10 protein-coding genes are annotated in these 18,338 nt (G+C 68.9%); 4 read left to right on the top strand and 6 right to left on the bottom strand.

Features of this window, described 5'->3' with window-relative positions; genetic code table 11:
• The 6 genes from KUA19_RS37745 to KUA19_RS37720 form a co-directional block, all read right to left on the bottom strand.
• Positions 1–1,404 (bottom strand): type I polyketide synthase (locus KUA19_RS37745; RefSeq protein ID WP_308167871.1); only part of this gene is annotated, 1,404 nt, incomplete at its 3' end.
• The gene (locus KUA19_RS37740; protein ID WP_217404011.1) at positions 1,401–6,017 is read right to left on the bottom strand and encodes a type I polyketide synthase; all 4,617 of its coding nucleotides are present in this window, start codon (positions 6,015–6,017) and stop codon (positions 1,401–1,403) included. The genes KUA19_RS37740 and KUA19_RS37745, both read right to left, overlap by 4 nt.
• Positions 6,010–8,526 (bottom strand): non-ribosomal peptide synthetase, encoded by a 2,517-nt coding sequence (locus tag KUA19_RS37735; protein WP_217404009.1) that lies wholly within the window; start codon positions 8,524–8,526, stop codon positions 6,010–6,012. Before KUA19_RS37735 ends, KUA19_RS37740 begins: the two co-directional genes overlap by 8 nt.
• Before the next feature lie 91 nt (positions 8,527–8,617).
• Positions 8,618–9,136 (bottom strand): class I SAM-dependent methyltransferase, encoded by a 519-nt coding sequence (locus KUA19_RS37730; protein WP_217404007.1) that lies wholly within the window; start codon positions 9,134–9,136, stop codon positions 8,618–8,620.
• A 479-nt stretch (positions 9,137–9,615) separates the two neighbouring features.
• On the bottom strand, positions 9,616–11,607 hold the full coding sequence (locus tag KUA19_RS44805) for a carbamoyltransferase C-terminal domain-containing protein (protein WP_217404006.1): 1,992 nt from the start codon (positions 11,605–11,607) through the stop codon (positions 9,616–9,618).
• 427 nt (positions 11,608–12,034) lie between these two features.
• A complete protein-coding gene (locus KUA19_RS37720) occupies positions 12,035–12,268 on the bottom strand; it encodes an acyl carrier protein (protein ID WP_217404004.1) in 234 nt (77 codons plus the stop codon).
• A gap of 484 nt (positions 12,269–12,752) precedes the next feature.
• Between KUA19_RS37720 and KUA19_RS37715 the strand changes: the two genes are divergently transcribed.
• The 4 genes from KUA19_RS37715 to KUA19_RS37700 all read left to right on the top strand — a co-directional run bounded on the left by KUA19_RS37715 (position 12,753) and on the right by KUA19_RS37700 (position 17,413).
• Positions 12,753–13,682, top strand: coding sequence for a TauD/TfdA dioxygenase family protein (locus tag KUA19_RS37715; RefSeq protein WP_217404002.1), 930 nt, complete (start codon positions 12,753–12,755; stop codon positions 13,680–13,682).
• An 87-nt stretch (positions 13,683–13,769) separates the two neighbouring features.
• Positions 13,770–14,912 carry an acyl-CoA dehydrogenase family protein gene (locus KUA19_RS37710; protein ID WP_217404000.1) on the top strand — a complete coding sequence of 381 codons (1,143 nt, stop codon included), beginning with the start codon at positions 13,770–13,772 and terminating at the stop codon, positions 14,910–14,912.
• Between the two features lie 20 nt (positions 14,913–14,932).
• The gene (locus KUA19_RS37705) at positions 14,933–16,198 is read left to right on the top strand and encodes a condensation domain-containing protein (protein ID WP_308167870.1); all 1,266 of its coding nucleotides are present in this window, start codon (positions 14,933–14,935) and stop codon (positions 16,196–16,198) included.
• 441 nt (positions 16,199–16,639) lie between these two features.
• Positions 16,640–17,413, top strand: a complete 774-nt coding sequence (locus tag KUA19_RS37700) for a thioesterase II family protein (protein ID WP_217403999.1) — start codon at positions 16,640–16,642, stop codon at positions 17,411–17,413.
• Positions 17,414–18,338 lie beyond the last annotated feature (925 nt).

Genomic DNA, 18,338 nt, shown 5'->3' with positions numbered 1-18,338 from the left:
GCGGCGCAGGTGCTCGGCCAGCCGGTCGGTGGCCTGTTCCAGGGCTTCGGGGGTACGAGCCGACAGGACCAGCGTCTCGGTCGGACGCGCGCTGGCCGGAGAGGCCGGGGCGAGCGGAGCCTCCTCCAGGATGAGGTGTGCGTTGCTGCCGCCGAAGCCGAAGGCGCTGATCCCGGCGCGGCGGACATGACCGTCGGTGCGCGGCCAGGAGCCGAGGGTGGCCTGTACCTGGAACGGGCTGTTGGCGAAGTCGATGTCGGGATTGGCCCGGGTGTAGTTCAGCGAGGGCGGCAGCAGCTCGTGCTTGAGCGCGAGAGTGGTCTTGAGTAGACCGGCGATGCCGGCGGCGGCGTCGAGGTGGCCGACGTTGCCCTTGATCGAGCCGAGCGCGCAGGATCCGGTGTCGCCGAAGGCGCGCGACAGCGCCTGCACCTCGATCGGGTCGCCCAGCGAGGTGCCCGTGCCGTGCGCCTCGACGTAGTCGATGTCCGTGGGCGCGAGGCCCGCGCTGGTGAGGGCGGCGGTGATGACCGCAGCCTGGCCGGTCACGCTGGGGGCGGTGAAGCCGACCTTCACCGCGCCGTCGTTGTTGATCGCCGAGCCCCTGATCACGGCGTGGATGGTGTCGCCGTCGGCCAGCGCGTCCTCCAGCCGCTTGAGCACGATCAGGCCGACGCCCGTCCCGAAGACCGTGCCCCGGGCGTCCGCGTCGAACGGGCGGACGTGCCCGTCCGGGGAGACGAAGGATCCGTCCTGATGCAGGTAACCGGTGCCCGGGTTCGGATCGACGTGGACGCCGCCCGCCAGGGCGAGGTCGCACTCCCCGGCGAGCAGGCTCCGGCAGGCCGTGTGCGCCGCGACCAGGGCGGTCGAGCACGCGGCGCGCAGGGAGATCGCGGGGCCCTTCAGGTCGAGCTTGTACGACACCCGGGAGGCCAGGAAGCCGACCTCGTTCGCGACCAGGATCTGGGTCTGGCCCAGGGTGTCCACGATCTGCTGATGCGAGTAGACGTGCTGGACGTAGCGGTTGGCCCCCGCGCCGCCGAACACACCGATGCTGCCGTCGTACTGGGCGGCGTCGTAGCCGGAGTGCTCCAGCGCGGCCCAGGCCGTCTCCAGGAAGAGCCGGTGCTGCGGGTCCATCACCTCGGCCTCGCGGGCGGTGTACCCGAAGAACTCCGCGTCGAACAGGTCACTCCCGGCGAACCTGGGCGTGGCCTTGACGTAGTTCGGCCGGCCGAACACCTCGGGTGCCACGCCCGCCGCCGTCAGCTCCTCGTCGGTCAGGGCGACGATCGACTCGACGCCGTCGCGCAGGTTCGACCAGAACTCGGTCAGATCCCCGGCGCCGGGGAAACGCCCCGCCATCCCGACGATCGCGATGCCACCGCGTGCCGCCGTCACTGCGCGGCCCGGAGGTTGTCGATGAGGGCACCGAGCGTGCGCACGGTGGGGCCCTCGTAGACGATGGTCAGCGGCACGGCAACGGCCAGGTCCTGACGCAGCCGGTGGACGACCTGGAGGCCGAGCAGTGAGCTGCCGCCCAGCTCGAAGAAGTTGTCCTGCACGCCGACGCTGTCGACGCCGAGCAGCTCCTGCCAGATCTCCGCGACCTGGCGTTCGGTCTCGCCGTTCGGCGCGACGAAGGGGTTGCGCAGGTTGGGGCGTTCGTGCCGCTGAGCCGGGGCCGGCGCATCGGCGACCGGGTCGGACCACAATTCCTGACGCAGCATCAGATCGCCGGTGGAGATGACGATCTGCGCCTGGGGCGCGGCGTCGAGCAGGCTGTCGACCACCAGGCGGCCCTCGGCCGGGGTGAGTGCCAACTCGCGTACCGCAGCGCCGAGTTCCGAGTCCGCCCGGTCCTCGGTCGAGAAGTACCAGGCCTCCCAGTTGACGCTGGTCCAGGGCAGGGCGGCACTGTGGTGCCGCTGGGCGAAGGCGTCGAGCACGGCGTTGGCGGCGGCGTACGCGCCGAAGCCGAGGCCGCCGAGCAGCGAAGCGATCGAGGAGCAGATGAGGGCGAAGTCCAGCTGCTGGTCGGCCAGCACCTCGTGCAGCACCTGGGTGCCGTAGAGCTTGGGGGCGAAGTGCCAGGAAGCCTCCTCCTGGCCCAGCACCGCGACTTCCCGGTGGGCCGCCTTGCCGGTTGTACCGGCGCAGTGCAGCACGCCGGCGATCGGGCCGAACTCCCGCAGGATGCGCTCCTTCAGCGCGAGCATGGCCGCGAGGTCGGAGACGTCGGTGGCGGTGACCAGGACCTCGGAGCCGAGCGCCTCGATCTCCTGGACGGCACGGATCGTCGACCGCACGTCCTGCGGGTGCTGCGGATCGGTCCAACTCTCCCGGGGCGGCAGACCCTTGCGTCCGAGCAGCACCAGGCGCACCTTCGCCCGGTCGGCGAGGGCGCGGGCCATCAGCAGGCCGATCTTCCCCAGACCGCCGGTGATCAGGTACACCCCGTCCGGCCGGACCGGCGAGTCACCGCGTGTGGGCGGCGCGCTGGTCACGTACGTGGGCGTCCAGCGGTGTCGTCCGCGCAGCGCGATGGTGCGTTCGCCGGGCGGCGCGGCGAGGTCGGTCAGCAGCTGGTCGACCAGCCCGGGTACGGCGTGCGGGGTGTCGACGCGCAGGTCGAACTGGACACAGCTGAGCGAGGGGTACTCCTGCGGCAGCACCTTGCACAGGCCCTGGACGGTGGCCTTCGGTGGGCAGAGCGGCTCGTCGCCGAGGACGGCGTAGACCTCGGTGGACAGCACGTCCCAGCGCTGCTGCTGCGTCATCAGCTCGGCCTCGGTGGCCTGAGCCCAGTGGACCAGGCTGTCGAAGGAGCGGTGCAGCAGGGCCCGCACGTCCTCGGGTGCCGTTGCCCGGTCGGCGTCGTCACCGACGCTCCAGCAGTGCACCACTCGGCCGGGCAGCGTCCCCTCGGCGCGCAGCGCTTCGGCGAGTCGGTGAAAGTGGTCCGGCTGGGCGGGGTTGAGGACGTATTCGCGCTCGCTCTTGCGGTGCCACTCGGCGCCTTGGACGACCGTGCGCACAGTGGCGCCGAGGCCTTCGAGCCGGTCGGCGAGCGAGCGGCCGACACCGGTCTCGTCCGCGAAGACGAGCCAGCGCTGAGCGGTCAGGTCCGCCGCTGCGGGCTGCGGTGCGGCCGCGAGCCGCTGCCAGGACGGTGCGTAGAACCACTGCGGCAAGGTGCCGCGCCGCTGCTGGGCCGAGCCGCCGCCGGACTGGGCCGTGCCGGGTTCGAGCCAGTACGTGCGTCGTTCGAACGGGTAGGTGGGGAGTGGAACTCGCCTGCCGTCAGCCGAGACCGGGAAGGGGTGCGCCCGTCCGGCGAGCCAGAGGCGTCCGGCGGCCCGCAGGAGCGCGGCACGGTCGCTCTGGCCGAGGAACGCGCCGGGCAGTGAGGGGACGACGACCCGGTCGGTGCCGGCGGCGGCGGGGTGCTGGAGGGCCCCGGGGGTCAGGGTCGGCGCGGGGCCGATCTCGACGATCGTGATGTCCGGGACGGACCACAGGGTGCCCAGGCCGTCCGCGAACCGCACACTCTCCCGGACGTGCCGGGCCCAGTACTCGGGGCTGGTGGCCTCGTGGTCGGTGATCCAGGTGCCGGTCAGGTTGGAGACGAACGGAATCGCCGGAGCGTTCAGCCGGACCGAACGGACCAGTTCGGCGTAGCGGTCGACGACCGGGTCCATCATCGGGGAGTGGAAGGCGAAGCGGCTGGTCAGTCGGCGGGTGGCGATGCCGGCGGCCAGCAGGTCGCCGGCCACCCGGTCGATGCCCGCGACGGTGCCGGACAGCACGCAGGTCTGCGGACCGTTGATCGCGGCGAGGCAGACGTCCGCGTCGGTGTACCGGGCGACGGCCTCCTCGGCGAGCGGCACGGCCAGCATCGCGCCCTCACCCTGCTCCTCGATGAGCCGTGCGCGTTCCGCGACCAGGCGCAGGGCGTCCGGCAGCGAGAAGACCCCGGCCACGCAGGCTGCGACGTACTCGCCGAGGCTGTGGCCGATCATCACCTCGGGCTGGACTCCCCAGGCGGCCCAGAGTTCGACCAACGCGTACTCGAGGGCGAAGACCGCGGGGTAACCCAGGCGCGGCTGGTCGAGCGGGTGCTCGCTGCGTTCCGGTTGGAGGAGCAGTCGGCGGAAGTCGAAGGGCTGCCCGGGGGTGGCGGCGGCGGACTCGTCGGCGGTGAGGATGAGCTCTCGGATGTCCGTGCCGAGCAGCGGCTCCAGCAGCCCCGCGCACTCGTCCAGCGCAGCCCTGAACACTGCCTCCTCGGCGTAGAGTTCGCGTGCCATGCCCGGGAACTGGGTGCCGAAACCGGTGAACATGAAGGCCACCGGCCGGTGCGCGGTCTCCGGTGCGGTCGCGGTGAGCAGGCGGCCGTCCTCGCGGGCGTCGAGTGCCTCCAGCGCCTCCTCGGTGCTGCCACAGACCAGCATCCGCCGGTACGGGAACGCCCGGCGGCCCTGCTGCAGGGTGAACGCGACGTCGGCCAGCGGGAGTTCGGGGTGCGCCCGCAGGTGGTCGTGCAGCTGGTCGGTGGCCGCTTCGAGGGCCTCCGGGCTCTTGGCGGAGAGCACCAGCAGCTGCTCGGTGCCGTCGGCCGGCTTGGCCCTGGGCGGTAGTGCCGGGGCCTGCTCAAGGATGACGTGGGCGTTGGTGCCGCCGAGTCCGAAGGAGCTGACTCCGGCGCGACGCGGGCCCTCGTCCTCAGGCCACGGCAGCAGTTCGGTGTTGATGTAGAACGGGGTGCCGGCCAGGTCGATCCGCGGGTTGGGCCGCTCGAAGTGCAGGGTGGGTGGCAGCTGGCCGTGCTCCACGGCCAGCACGGCCTTGATCAGTCCGGCGACCCCGGCGGCGGAGTCGAGGTGTCCGATGTTGGTCTTGGCCGATCCGAGAGCGCAGCTCCGCTCGCTCACCCCGGAGTAGGCCGAGGCGAGTGCGGAGAACTCGATCGGGTCGCCGAGGATGGTGGCCGTCCCGTGCAGCTCGATGTAGCCGATGCTCTCCGCCGGCACGTCCGCGTTCGACAGTGCGGTGGAGATGGCGCTGGCCTGGGTGGCGGCGCTGGGCGCGCTGAACCCGGCTCGGCGGGAGCCGTCGTTGTTCAGTGCGGTGCCCTTGATGACCGCGTGGATGTGGTCGTTGTCGGTGATCGCGTCCTTGAGGCGTTTGAGCACGACCATTCCGACGCCGTCGCCGCCCACGGTCCCCTGGGCGCGGGCGTCGAAGGTGCGGCAGTAGCCGTCCGGCGAGAAGATGCCGTCCGGGCGGTAGACGTACCCCTTGCTCCGTGTTCCGTCGACGGCGACGCCGCCGGCCAGCGCGGTGTCGCACTGGTACGCCAGCAGCGCCTGGCACGCCTCGACCACGGCGACCAGCGAAGTGGAGCAGGCGGACTGGATGTTGAGGGCGGGGCCCTCCAGGCCGAGCTTGTAGGAGACCCGGCTGGCGAGGAAGTCAGGCCGGTTGCCGATCACCGTCTGCTTGTCGCCGAGGATCTGGGCGGCGCCGGGCTGGGAGGCGATGTTGAACAGGAGGTAGGTGTTGTTGCCCGCGCCCGCGTAGACGCCGACCAGGCCGTCGTGGCGTTCGGCGTCGTGTCCGGAGCTCTCCAGCGCGGCCCAGGCGCATTCGAGCAGCACCCGATGCTGCGGGTCCATGAGTTCGGCCTCGCGCGGGGAGTAGCCGAAGAATGCCGCGTCGAACTTCTCGCTGTCGGCCAGCACGTAGCCCGCGCCGACGAAGTTCGGGTCGGCGAGGGTGGTTGCGTCCACGCCTCGGGCGGCGAGTTCCTCGTCGTCGAAGCGGGTGACGGAGCAGACGCCCGCCTTGAGGTTGCTCCAGTACTCCTCGACCGTGCGGGCGCCGGGGAAGCGGCCGGCCATGCCGACGATGGCGATGTCCAGGCTGTCGTCGAACTCGGAGATGTCACCGGCCGGTTCGTGGTTCGGCTGAGCATCCAGGATGAGGTCGGCGTCGGGGGAGTACTCACTCATGGTGACCTCGCTTCGCGTGCAGCTGCTGTTGGCGGCGCTTCAACAGGGCGTTCTGTTGCGCCCCCCTGCTGTGGGTGGTGGCGGGTGCCGCCCCCTGGTTCTGCTGGGATAGCAGCTCGGCCTGGGCCCGGACGGTGGTGTGTTGGAACAGGTCGAGCAGTTCGATCTCCCGGCCGGTCGCTGCCCGGAGCCGGTGATGCAGTTCGACCATGAGCAGGGAGTGCCCGCCGAGGTCGAAGAAGTTCTGCTCGGAGCCGACCGCCTCGGCGCGGAAGACCTCCTGCCACACCTTCGCCACCAGCCGCTCCAGCTCGTTTCTCGGCGGCAGTGGTGCGGCGGCGGCGGGCTCGGTGGGTCGAGGCATCTTGCTGCGGTCGACCTTGCCGTGCGCGGAGAGCGGCAGCTGGTCGAGTGTCACCATCGCCTGCGGGATCATGTGCGGGGACAGCCGCGCCCGCAGGTGGCGGTCCAGCCCGGCGGTGCTGAAGCCGGTGTTGTGCGGCTCGATGTAGGCGACCACCCGTCGGTCGCCGGGGATGTCCTCGCGGACGATGGCGATGGCGTCGCGCACCTCGGGGTGGCTCTTCAGGGCGGCCTCGATCTCGCCGAGGGCGACCCGGAAGCCACGTACCTTGATCTGGTCGTCGCGCCGGCCGAGGAAGGCGATCGTCCCGTCGGCCAGGCGGCGGACGATGTCGCCGGTGCGGTAGAGGCGGGCCCCGGGCCGACCGCCGAGGGTGTCGGGGACGAAGGCCGCGGCGGTGAGGTCGTCCCGGCGATGGTAGCCACGGGCGAGGTTGTCACCGCCGATCAGCAGCTCGCCGGCGACGCCCACGGGCGTGGGGCGACCTGCGGGGTCCACGACATGGGCCTGGGTGCCCGGCAGCGGAACGCCGATCGGTGCGGTCTCCCACTCGGCGTCCAGGTGGTCGGCCACGGTGAGGGTCAGCACGCCGACCGTGGTCTCGGTCGGGCCGTAGTGGTTGAAGACCCGGCAGTGCGGTACGAGGCGTTGGAGTCCGCGCAGCCAGCGCCAGTCGGAGGCCTCGCCGCCGATGACGAGCAGGCGGCGCGGCAGGAGCTCGGCGAAGCGCGGGGAGGCCTGGAGGCTGCGGAGGTGGGAGGGCGCGATCTTGAGGCAGTCGACTCCCCAGGTCTGCACCCAGTCGGCCAACTTCCCGGCGTCCAAAGCGGCTTCGCGGGAGATCAGATGTACCTGGCCGCCCGTGCACAGCGGCGGGGCGAAGGCCGTGACGCTGGAGTCCACCGTCAGCGGCTGCACCATCGCGAAGTTGAGCGGCCCGTCGATGCCGAGCCGCCGGATGACGGCACGGGTGTAGCTGACCAGCTGACGGTGCTCGATCACCACACCCTTGGGCTTTCCGGTGGAACCGGAGGTGTAGAGCAGGTATGCGGCATCGGCGCAGGCTGACCGCTCGATGGGCAGGTTCTCCAGCGGGCGGCCCGCCAACACGCCCAGGTCGGCGTCGAGCTGGATCACCTGGTGCCCGGTGCTGAGGGGAGCCGTCGCCACCACGAACCGCACGGCCGCGTCGCTCAGGATGCCGTCGCGCCGCTCGACCGGGTCGTTCGGATCCACCGGTACGTAGGCGCCACCGGCCTTGAGGATGCCGAGCACGGCCACCATCAGCCGCACGTTGCGATCGGCGCACAGGCCCACGGTCGCCTCGGGGCCGACTCCGAGTTCGCGCAGCAGGTGGGCCAGCTGATTCGCGCGGGAGTTGAGTTCGCGGTAGCTGAGGCAGGCGCCCTCCGCGCGTACCGCGATCGCGTCGGGGGTGCGGGCTGCCTGCGCCTCGAAGAGCTGGTGGAAGCTCTGGTCCACCGGCTCGCCCACGAGGCTGTTCAGGGTGGCGACGGTGTCCTCCTCCGCCGCGGTGAGCAGGGGAAGTTCGGCCACCGGCCGGTCTGGATCGGCCGTCGCGCCGTCGAGCAGCCGGAGCAGGTGGTCCACCGCGCGGCGGGCGGTGGCCGGATCGAGGACGTCGGTCGCGAACACCAGGCTGCCGGTCAGTTCGCCGTCGACCTGGCAGAGCCGCAGATCGAGGTCACATGACGTGGTCTCGGGGGTGACCCGCGGTGCCGATCGGCAGGAGAAGCCCGGCCAGAGGTGTACGGGCGTGGCAGTACGGACCTGCTCGGCCTCTGCCAGCCGGGTGCCCGCCAGCTGGACCAGCTCCCGGAAGCTCCCGCCGACCTCGGCGCGGACCGGGGTGGTCACCTCGTCGCTGTTGGACACCCCGACCGCAAGCTCGGCCTGCCCGCTGTACCGGTGCAGCAGCACCAGGTAGAGGGCGAAGGCTGCCGCCGGGAGCTCCACGCCGCAGGCCTCACCCAGCTGTCGCAGAGCGGCCGTCGCCGCGGTGGGCACCACGAAGGGCACCGAGCCGGCGCGGAGATCACGCCGGACCGGATGTGCCCGGTCCAGCGGGAGTTCCGGCGCGCCGGGCAGCTCGGCGAGGTGCCCGCCGACCTTCGAGTCGGTCACAGGCGTTGCGGAGTGCGGGAGTGTCATGGATTGCCTTGAGAAGGTCGGGGCGAGGACACAGGTCACCTGTCCCTGCCGGCGGAGGTCACGGCTACGCGGATCGCTTGGTGCAGAAGTAGACCCGGTTCGGACGGTGGTCGAAGGGGACGTCGACGATCTCGACCGACTCCGACAGCGAGTGCAGCAACGCCTCGAACGGACCGGGGGCGTAGCGGTTGAACCAGATGTAGCCGTTGGCCGTCTCCCGGCGCAGCAGCGCCTCCGGCTCCCGCACCTGGAACATGCAGATCACCACCGTGCGGCGAGCGACTCGGAACATCTCGCGGACGGCGGTCTCGTAGTACGGCAGACATTCCAGCAGGTGGCGGCAGTTCACCACATCGAACGAGTTGTCGGAGAAAGCGAGATCGGTGACGCTCATCTGCCGCCAGCGAGCCTCGGGGTGGCGCTCGCGGCAGTCGGCGATGGCGGCCTCGCCGATGTCGATGCCGGTGTAGTCGACCTCCAGGCCCGCCTGCAGCAGATGGTGGTACGTGACCCCGGAGATGACGCCACAGTCGAGCAGTTCGAACGGTGCTCCTGAGTGGAGTGTCGCGATGTGCTCGGTCACGACCGCATGTGAAGGATGGCCGGCCCGACCCGCCTCGCTCATGTGAGCCACTTCGGAGGTCTGGACCCAAAGCGATTCTGTGTTCACTGCTCTGACTCTCCATACTGCTGTAGCAAATGCGGTCATGGCGGCACGATCACCGATCTGGCCGACGGATGGCGGAGGGTGGGGTAGCGGGCCACCCCGGCCGGCGAGACCCGCCGGGAGCCCCGGCCGTGGCGGCGGACCGTCGGCGTGCACCCGATGTGGCCCCAGGTCGTGGCGGGCGGCGGTCTCATGGTCTGCCCGGCCCCGAATACGAGCCGGGCTTTCCGTGCCGCCGCCGCGCTCGTACCCGGGGCCGGACCTCCTTCTTCCGCGGCTCGACGCCCGATCGTCCCGTTCGGCTGTCGGGCGTTCGCTGCGCGCTGAGATCCGAGCGGGCCGCATGTCCGGCGCCGCCCACCGGTGGCTTCGCCGTCAGCGCACCCGCTGGGAAATCAGAAGGCAGCGCCCTCCTGGGACTCGGTGTCGAAGACAGCCGTCGGCCCGAACATGCGGGCATGTTTGGCCGCGGCGAGGACCAGCGTGCCGCTCTCGTCTCGAGAGCTCGCGACGTCGGCCAGCTGGTTGACGATCGCCGGCGGCGCCAGCTGCTGGTCGCGCAGCTCAGGGGAGCGGGACATCAGGACCATCGCCGCGGTGGTGTAGCCCGACTTGAGCCAGGAGTCCCAGATCAGGTCGCGATCCTGCTCCTGGCCCGCGAAGAGCTCCTCCCGGCGAGCGTGCCGGCGAGTGGGAGTGGAGCTCTGGCCGCGGGCGTCTGCCCGCAACTGAACCCGGCGGCCGGCGATGTAGGCGATGGCGATGCCCTTGCGAATGGCGAAGTTCAGGGCTTGTGCCGCCGTGTCGACAATCGGTTCGCCCTTGTCGTTCAGCGACGTGTTGCACACCATCGGAACGCCGGTGCTCAGCCGGAACGCCTCGATCGCCCGGTACAGCAGGGGGTTGGTCTCGGCGGCCAGCGTCTGACGCCGAGCCGAGGCGTCGAGGTGAAGAATCGCCGGAACCAGATCGCGCTTGGACTCGCTGACGTACGCCGTCTCCAGCATGTAGGGCGAGGGCCAGGAGTCCTCGAACCACTCGCCGCTGTACTCTTCCAGCACGATCGGGGCGACGGGGCGCCACCACTGCCGACTCTTGTACTCGTTCAGCAGGTCCTTCGATCGGGGCGAGCGAGGATCGGCAAGGATGCTGCGATGGCCCAACGCCCTCGGGCCGATCTCGGCCGCGCCGTCTGCCCACACCAGCGGTCCGCGGCTGATGTCCTCGACGAACTGGGTCTCGGTGAAGTCCTGGACGTCCTCGATGAAGTCGTCGAAGTGCTTCAGCGCGAGGTCGACGTCGGTCAGCTCGGAGCCGTAGTAGGGGGTCCGGAGTTGGAAGTCGCCGGCGGGGAGCTGGCCCTCACCGAGGAAGCCGAGGAGGCCGAGACCGAGAGCCTGACCGGAGTCGTTGGCGCAGGGAGGAGTGAGCAGGCCCTTGAAGCCGTAGCGGCGCAGCAGGAAGGAGTTGGTCGGGCAATTGAGGGCAAAGCCCCCACTGAGCGACAGGTATGCCTCACGCGGGTTCACCCCCGCCGAGCTGAGCAGCCGATCGATGTTTCGCACCATGACCAGCTCGCAAGCCGTCTGCACGAGCTTCATGACGGCAGACTGGAGGTGCTCGTGCGCGGTGAAGCGGCTGTCGAGTTCGAGCGACGGCAGTTGCGATTCCGCCGCACGGATGATGGCCTGAACAAACGGAATCGTATCGACCAACGGCACGCGTCGGCCGCCGAACAGCTGCAGATCCTGCACCGCCGCCTCGATGTCGAAGGCGATCTCGGTGGAACACGCCGACGCCAGTGCCATCAGGGTGCCGGGCTCTTTGTTGAATGCAGCCGACGCGGCGTCATAGATCGGAGCCGGTGACTCTACGGGTGCGAATTCGACGTCGCCCTTGTCGGACACGCAGCCCGCGTACCAGTACTTCTTGCTCGTCTGGTCGAGGCCGAAGTCGGGCCGGCCGTCCAGCGCCAATCCGACGATCGTCTCACTACGAAATACCGCAGCGTCGAGAAGCAGGCCGCTGTAGAGGTGGGAAAGGCTGTGGACCGGAAAGTCCTCGCTGCCGGCGGGCAACCGGATTTCTGAGTGATGCGGCAGGCCAGGCGTACCCCACGACGCGCTCACATCATCCAAGGAAAGCCCCTCGGCGGCGAGCAAATCGGCCAGCACCCGGTTGTATCTGTCCACGGTGAAGAGGGGCCAGTAGTGGTGCTTCTGCCCGCTGATGCGCTCAAGTTCCCAAATCCTGAGCAGTTCGACCCGCGAGTCGCGACTGCGCCACAGGGCAATGTTCTGATCATGGCGTGGTGCGATTACAGACAGGCTGTCGGGCTGGGAAATATAGCTGGACAGGAAGTATTTCGCATCTGGGAACGCGGTCACGATTCCCCCTTCGGCATTCGGGCAGTGGTCATTGAACTTGAATTCGTGATGTCGGTGCCATCGCTTCACCGACCGCTTGATCACCCGCAGCGCTCAGCGATCCCGGGGTGTTCTCCCCGCCCTCGCAGCGTTACGGCCGGCGAGGGGTCCGCTGGAGCGCGGCCCCCTCGGCGTCGGTCAGTCCGCCGCCCTGCGCGTACTCACGGCTCACGGTCACCGGACCAGCCGAAATTGGCAGGCACGGCAAACAGCTCCGACATCACGCTTTCAGGTCAGTCCGCTACTGCCGCCACGCTCGGGGGCGACGGAGGTCGGCAATGCGGCATCCAAATGCGAGGATTCGAGGCCGTGCTACGCCATCATCCGAGGAGGGCCGGCCTGCCACCGATTGCGCCGTTGGCGACCGGGCTCGCGTCGGAGGGAATCCTCACCGAGGCATGCGCTCTTGGACGAGCTGAATCAGCTCGCCGACGTTGCGCACGGTGAACATGTCGACGACGTCCAGATCGACATCAAAGCTACTCTGCAGGGAGACCATCAGGCGAAGCAACGATACGGAAGTGGCTCCGAGGTCGTCAAAAGTGCTGTCGGGTGAAACCTCAAGGGGAGCAAATACTTGAGTAATCACCGACATCAAGCTATTGGCCTGTTCGTTGGACATGCTGTGTTCCCGGTTCCCTTTCCTGAAGGTCGAGAGTCTAACGGCCGGATGGTGGCGTGCAGCCTGAACCGCCCTGGTGCCGTGACCTGGGTTCTCGCGGTGGTCAGACTAGTGGGTGTCCCGATACTCGACCTTGGGATGTGCCCTATGTCACCGTCGAGTGGGGAGTGGAGCGTCCGGCACCGCCCCGTGTACTAGAGAACGGGCGCAACACGCGAACCGTGCCGACACCGCCCCATACCAGACGGGCAAAAGGGGCGAACCGACTCACTCATCGGACCGTGGCAAGGTCTTATCAATCGATGTCCAATGACGTTGCGGTTCGATCGACTCAGCTTGATAAAGACGTTGCCGCCGACTCGATTGACCCACGCTCCACCCTCCTGCGCTCCTTGTCCTGTTTACCGGAATGTGTGCCCGCTCGAATCATGGGGTACGCTGCCCGCCCGACGATTCAATTGATAGACAATGCTTAGGGGTACGGGTGTCAGAAATCAGCTTTCGGCCTCTCACGCCAATCACCGGTGCGGAGGTGGAAGGGGTCGTTCTCGATGACGACCTGCAGCCGGCCGTAGTGGCCTGCCTGCGCGAGGCCCTGCTTCGCTACAAGGTCCTCGTCTTCCGTGACCAGCCGATGGACGACGCGCGCCAGGTCGCCCTCACCGACGCCTTCGGCGGCGCCACCGCCGCCCACCCCATCGCAAACGGCCTGCGCGAGACCCCTGCCGTGTTGCGAACCGCGCTGTCGGAGGATCGACCGAAGTTGGCCGAGGCGGAGTCCGGCCTCAACCCCCTGAGCGGGGCCGCGCCCAGGCGCCTGCGCACCGAGTGGCACATCGACAGCACATTCGTGGCCAACCCCAACGCCATCACCATCCTGCGCGGCGTGGAGATTCCCCCGGCGGGCGGCGACACCCTCTTCGCCGATCTCGAAGCGCTCTACGCTGGTCTGTCGCCTTCCCTTCGCGGCTACCTCGACACCCTGCAGGCCATACACTCCCGGCACAATCCCTCGCCGGTGCCCCGCTTCGACGGCAAGTCGGCAGGCCCCTTCGTCGCTCTCCACCCTCTGGTGCGGGTCCACCCTGAGACCGGGAGGCGGAGTCTGCTCGTCAGCAGCGTGTTCATGCAGGCGATTCGCGGTCTCAAGCCCCGCGAGAGCACCCTCCTGCTGGACTTCCTCCTCGACGAACTCGCCGGGCGCGACGAGATTCACGCCCGGGTCCGCTGGGAGAAGGACACGCTCGTGATGTGGGACAACCGCTCCGTGGCCCACGCCGGCCCGGTGGACGGTCTCATGTTCGAGGAGGAGCGAATCGTCCATCGCACCACTGTCGTCGGCGACCTGCCCTGCGGGCCCAACGGCTTCGTCTCGCGCGCCCTCGTCGGGGGCTTGTTCGAGGCAATGGCCTGAGCACCGTCCGCTGAGCTTTCCCCCGAGTCGGATGCCGTCGCACCCACCGTGGCGATGCATCCGCCCCCCAACATCGCAAGGATTCCGTTGATTCTCAGTCACCTCCGCCCGCAGCAGGCCGAGCGCCACGGCGAGTTCCGTGCCTTCGCCGACCGTGTCCTGGTGCCCCAGGCGGACCGCTTCGATCGCGAGCAGGCGATCACCCCCGAGGTAATCGCCGACCTGGCCGGTCAGGGCTACCTGGGCGCGCTCATTCCCAAGGAGTTCGGCGGCCTCGGCCTGGACTGGATCGACTATGGGCTGCTCACCGAGGAGCTGGGCCGGGGCTGCCAGTCGATCCGCAACTTCGTGGCCGTGGACGACATGGTCGCTCACTCGATCCACAAGTGGGGCACCCCGGAGCAGAAGGAGCAGTGGCTGCCCCGGATCACCTCCGGCCGGACCCTGGCCGCCTTCGCCCTGACCGAGCCGGACGTCGGCAGCGACGCCGCCGCCGTGGAGACCACGGCGACGGCTGACGGCGACGTGATCGTCCTCCGCGGCACCAAGAAGTGGATCAGCTTCGCCCAGATCGCGGACCTCTTCCTGGTCTTCGCCAAGCTCGACGGGCAGCACACGGCCTTCCTGGTGGAGCGGGACACTCCCGGCCTGTCGGTGGAGCCGATCGAGGGCCTGCTCGGCCTGCGCGGCTCGATGCTCGGCCGGATCACCTTCGACGACTGCCGAATCCCGGCCACGAACCTGGTCGGCCGTCCGGGCCTCGGTCTCACCTTCGTCGCTTCCAGCGCGCTCGACCTCGGCCGCTACAGCACCGCCTGGGGCTCGGTGGGACTGGCCCAGGCCTGTCTGGAGGCCTCGACGGAGTACGCCGGCCGCCGTGCCCAGTACGGCACCGAGATCCGCAACCACCAGCTCGTCCAGCAACTGCTGGCCGACATGCTCACCGATACCATCACGGCCCGGCTGCTCTGCCACCACGCCGGGGTGAGCAAGGAGCAGGGTGAGATCGACGCCGTCAACCACACCCTGCTGGCGAAGTACCGGGCCTCGACCATCGCCGTCAAGGCGGCCGCCGACACGGTGCAGATCCACGGCGCCCAGGGCATCGGCGCGGAGGCGTCCGTACAGCGGCACTACCGCGACGCCAAGGTGATGGAGATCATCGAGGGCACCACGCAGATCCAGCAGTCCATGCTCGGCCAGTTCGCCGTCCGGGCGGCCCGGCGGTGAGCAGCCGCCGGACGGGCGCGGTGACCTACGGTCAACTGTCGGTCCTGCGCTCGCTGGAGACGCACGGACCCGACCACCGGTCGGTCGCCAACCTGATCAGCGTCTGGGAGGTGCCGTTCGGCGTCGGGACCGCCCAGGTGATGGACGCCTGGCTCCAGTTGGTGGCGGCGCATGAGTCGCTGCGGACCACTTACGACCTGAGTGGACCCGCGCCTACCCAGACGGTGCACCCGTACCGCCCGTCCAAGGTGGCGGCAGTGGAGCTGGTCGAGGACAGCTTCGAGGCAGCCTACCGGCTGGCGGCGGAGTCGGCGGCCGAGCCGATCGACATCGAGGCCGAGCTGCCGTGGCGTGCCTTCGTCACGACCTACCAGGGCGACGCGCTCTACCTGGTCACCGTGATCCACCACGTGGCGGCCGACAACGGTGCGCTACGGGTGCTGGAGGAGCAGCTCGGTCGGCTACTGGACGGTGGAATGCTCGGGCCGGTGGTCCAGCCGCTCGAGATGGCGCAGGCGCAGCACGAAGAGTCGGGTTCGCGAAGCCTCCGGCACTGGACGGAGGTCTGGGACCGGCTCACGCCGGCGGACCGGGATCCCGGTGACCGCAGTGAGCGTCGCCGGGCCTCGCTCTACAGCCTGGACGGTCTGGCCGCCGCGCAGGAGCTCTCCGACCGGCTGAAGATCTCGGTGCAGTCCGTGGTGCTCGGCGTCGGCGCGCTCGCGCTGGCCCGGCTCAAGCGAACCGAACAGGTTACCTTCGCGCTGATGGCCGCCAACCGGCTGGACAGCCGGTGGGTGCCGCTGGTCAGCTCGCTCAACCAGTTCGCGCCGGTGACCATCACCATCGACGAGCAGGCCCACCCGTTGGAGTATCTGCGGTCCGGCTACCTGCAGTGCATGACGGCGTACATGAACGGCTGTTACGACGTCGACGCCCTGAAGTCGAGCCTTCAGCAGGCCGGCCGGCAGGAGACGGACCCGACCGCCTTCGCCAAGCACTTCAACTTCCTCGGCGACGTGGACGCTGAGCCTGACGTCGGGTCGGCCCTGCGCACCGGGATCCAATGGCGTGCGTCCACCCAGCGGTCCGGGCCGAACTTCCATCTCGCGGTGGCCACCGGAAAGGGGATCCTCATCGGCGTGGGCGCGAGCCACGACTATCTCGAAGGGAATCTCCCGGCGGTCCTCGCGGCTTCGATCGAAGGCGGTCTGGTCAACATCTCCAAGGGCTCCCAGGCCTGCCTGGGCGAGGTGTCACTGGACAATCCGTGGCGGGTCGTCTGAGCGCCGATTGCGGGAGAAACTCGTTTCTCCCGCAATCGGCTGTTCGTTTCTAGAATCCCGCGCAGATGCCGCGAAGCTGCTTCTTCATCATGAACACCTCCCTGTCCGTGGTGACTATAGCGATGGGCGGTCGGGGGTGGAAATGCTGGCCAGAAGCGCACCCGATCCCGGAGCGCTTGAATCATCAGTGTTCCGATTCGGTGGGGTTCGCCCAGGTGGGGTCGGGTGCGCTCGTGTCGCGAATGGTTTCTGGTCCATAGTCCAGGGCGCCACTCGTGATGGACTCGCAAGCTGATGCAGGTACGCTGGATCACCGCGGCGCGTCTACCTTCGTGGCCGGCCCTGAGTCAGCGCCGCCGGCGGCCGCGCGGATCGGCGTCGCGCGCGACTCAGCGCTCGACCGCGCGCCTCACCACTGTCGATTATCAGGAACGGAACCTCATGCACTCGGCACCATCGCAGACGGCCCAGAGCTGGGTCCGACCGATTCCCGGCCGGACCGAGCCCGGCGGCCTTCGGCTCTTCTGCTTCCCATACGCCGGGGCCGGCGCCTCGGTGTTCCGCGAGTGGGGCGCTGGACTCCCGGAGGGTGTCGAGGCTTTCGCCGTGCAGCTGCCGGGCCGGGCGGACCGCTTCTTCGAGGAGCCGATCGCGGATCTGGACGAGCTGTTGGACGCTCTCGTCCCGGCCCTGCTCCCGTACCTGGACCGGCCGTTCGCGTTCTTCGGTCACAGCATGGGTGCCATCGTCGGCTGGGAGCTTGCCCGCCGACTCGTGCGTAGCCACGGGCTGGAGCCGGTCCGAGTCGTGGTGTCGGGCTGCCGGGCACTGCCGTTTCACGAGTCACGGCCGCTGGGCGAGCTGAACCTGTCCGACGAGGAGTTGATCGACGAGCTCCGCCGCCTCAACGGCACGCCCGAGGAGCTGCTGCAGAGTCCGGACTTCGTCACCTTCATCCTGCCGTCCTTCCGGGCGGACCTCACCCTCTTCGCCAGTTACGTCTACCGCCCCGGTGAGTTGCTCAACTGCCCGGTTTCGGCCTTCGGCGGCGACGCGGACCCCCGGGTCAGCGAGGAGCACCTCAAGGGCTGGGCGGAGCTGACCACCGGCCGGACCGAGGTGGAGATCTTCCCCGGTGGTCACCTCTTCCTCAACGGCGAGCGGGAGAACGTGCTCCGGAGCATTGCCCGAGCACTCCCGGCAGTCGGTCGGTGAGCCTCTGCCGCGTGGATCGCCTGGTACTGCTGACGCCACGGTGAGATGGGGCACATCTCACCGGTCGAATCGAGACAATCGCTACCTGATCATCACGAAACCCAAGTCACCATCAGCGTCTGAGCCCGCTACCGGGCACTGGGCGGTTCAATGGGCGCTTGACAGTGGGAAGACTTCCTAAGAATATGTATTCGAGAGTGGATGTATCGTGCCGTTTGCTCATTGGGCGGTATCCGCGCCGGGACTTGGTGTGTGGGGTGGTGGGCCCCGCTCCTGCTGGACTTGCGGAACCACCGGCTGTTCCCTCCGTGTGGCTCATCGATCCTCGTGATGCATGACGACGGTCTGAGTTCGCCCTATTGAGCTTTATCCAACCTGGTGATCACGGTACGGGGCGACTATCCACACCGGACAGAATGCTGATGGAGCGGTAGCTGAAAGACCCCGATCCACCAGGTCGCTGACCGGCGGCCGGTTGCGGCGGGCCTGACCCGCGCCGCCCGGCGCGGTCTACGACTGCCGTTCCGGTAACGGGTTATCGCCCTTCGCGGCCCAGGTCGGCCGGGGTTCTCGGTCGTCGCCCGTCACTCGGCCAGGGCCGGGTGCCGTCCCAGGATCATGATGCCCGGCCGGAAGCAGGCGATCGTCCGCCGACCGGCGGGGGGCACGTGGCTGCGGTTCTGCCGTGAGGGTCCGGAGAGAAACAACACCGTCTCGCGACTTATGCCGAGGACCACTTCGTATGGCACACTTGCAACCCGCGTGAGCTCCTATGCAGCTGATCTCCGGAAGGGATCACCTCTTGGCAGGGGCTTCGCGCTTCCTGTTGCTCACTGAGCCCGTGGTTGCGGTGTGCCTTTCGTAAACCATTGATGAAAGATTGGCTGGCTGAGTGAAAGACTCCAGTGATGTCGCCGAGGATTTC

Source organism: Catellatospora tritici, assembly GCF_019083965.1.
Lineage (GTDB): Bacteria > Actinomycetota > Actinomycetes > Mycobacteriales > Micromonosporaceae > Catellatospora > Catellatospora tritici.
This window is presented reverse-complemented; position numbering and strand designations above follow the sequence as displayed.

Excerpts from the sequence above, each read along its gene's own strand:
- KUA19_RS37740 (WP_217404011.1), bottom strand. The coding sequence starts at position 6,017 with ATGAGTGAGTACTCCCCCGACGCCGACCTCATCCTGGATGCTCAGCCG.
- KUA19_RS37720 (WP_217404004.1), bottom strand. The coding sequence starts at position 12,268 with ATGTCCAACGAACAGGCCAATAGCTTGATGTCGGTGATTACTCAAGTA.
- KUA19_RS37700 (WP_217403999.1), top strand. The coding sequence starts at position 16,640 with ATGCACTCGGCACCATCGCAGACGGCCCAGAGCTGGGTCCGACCGATT.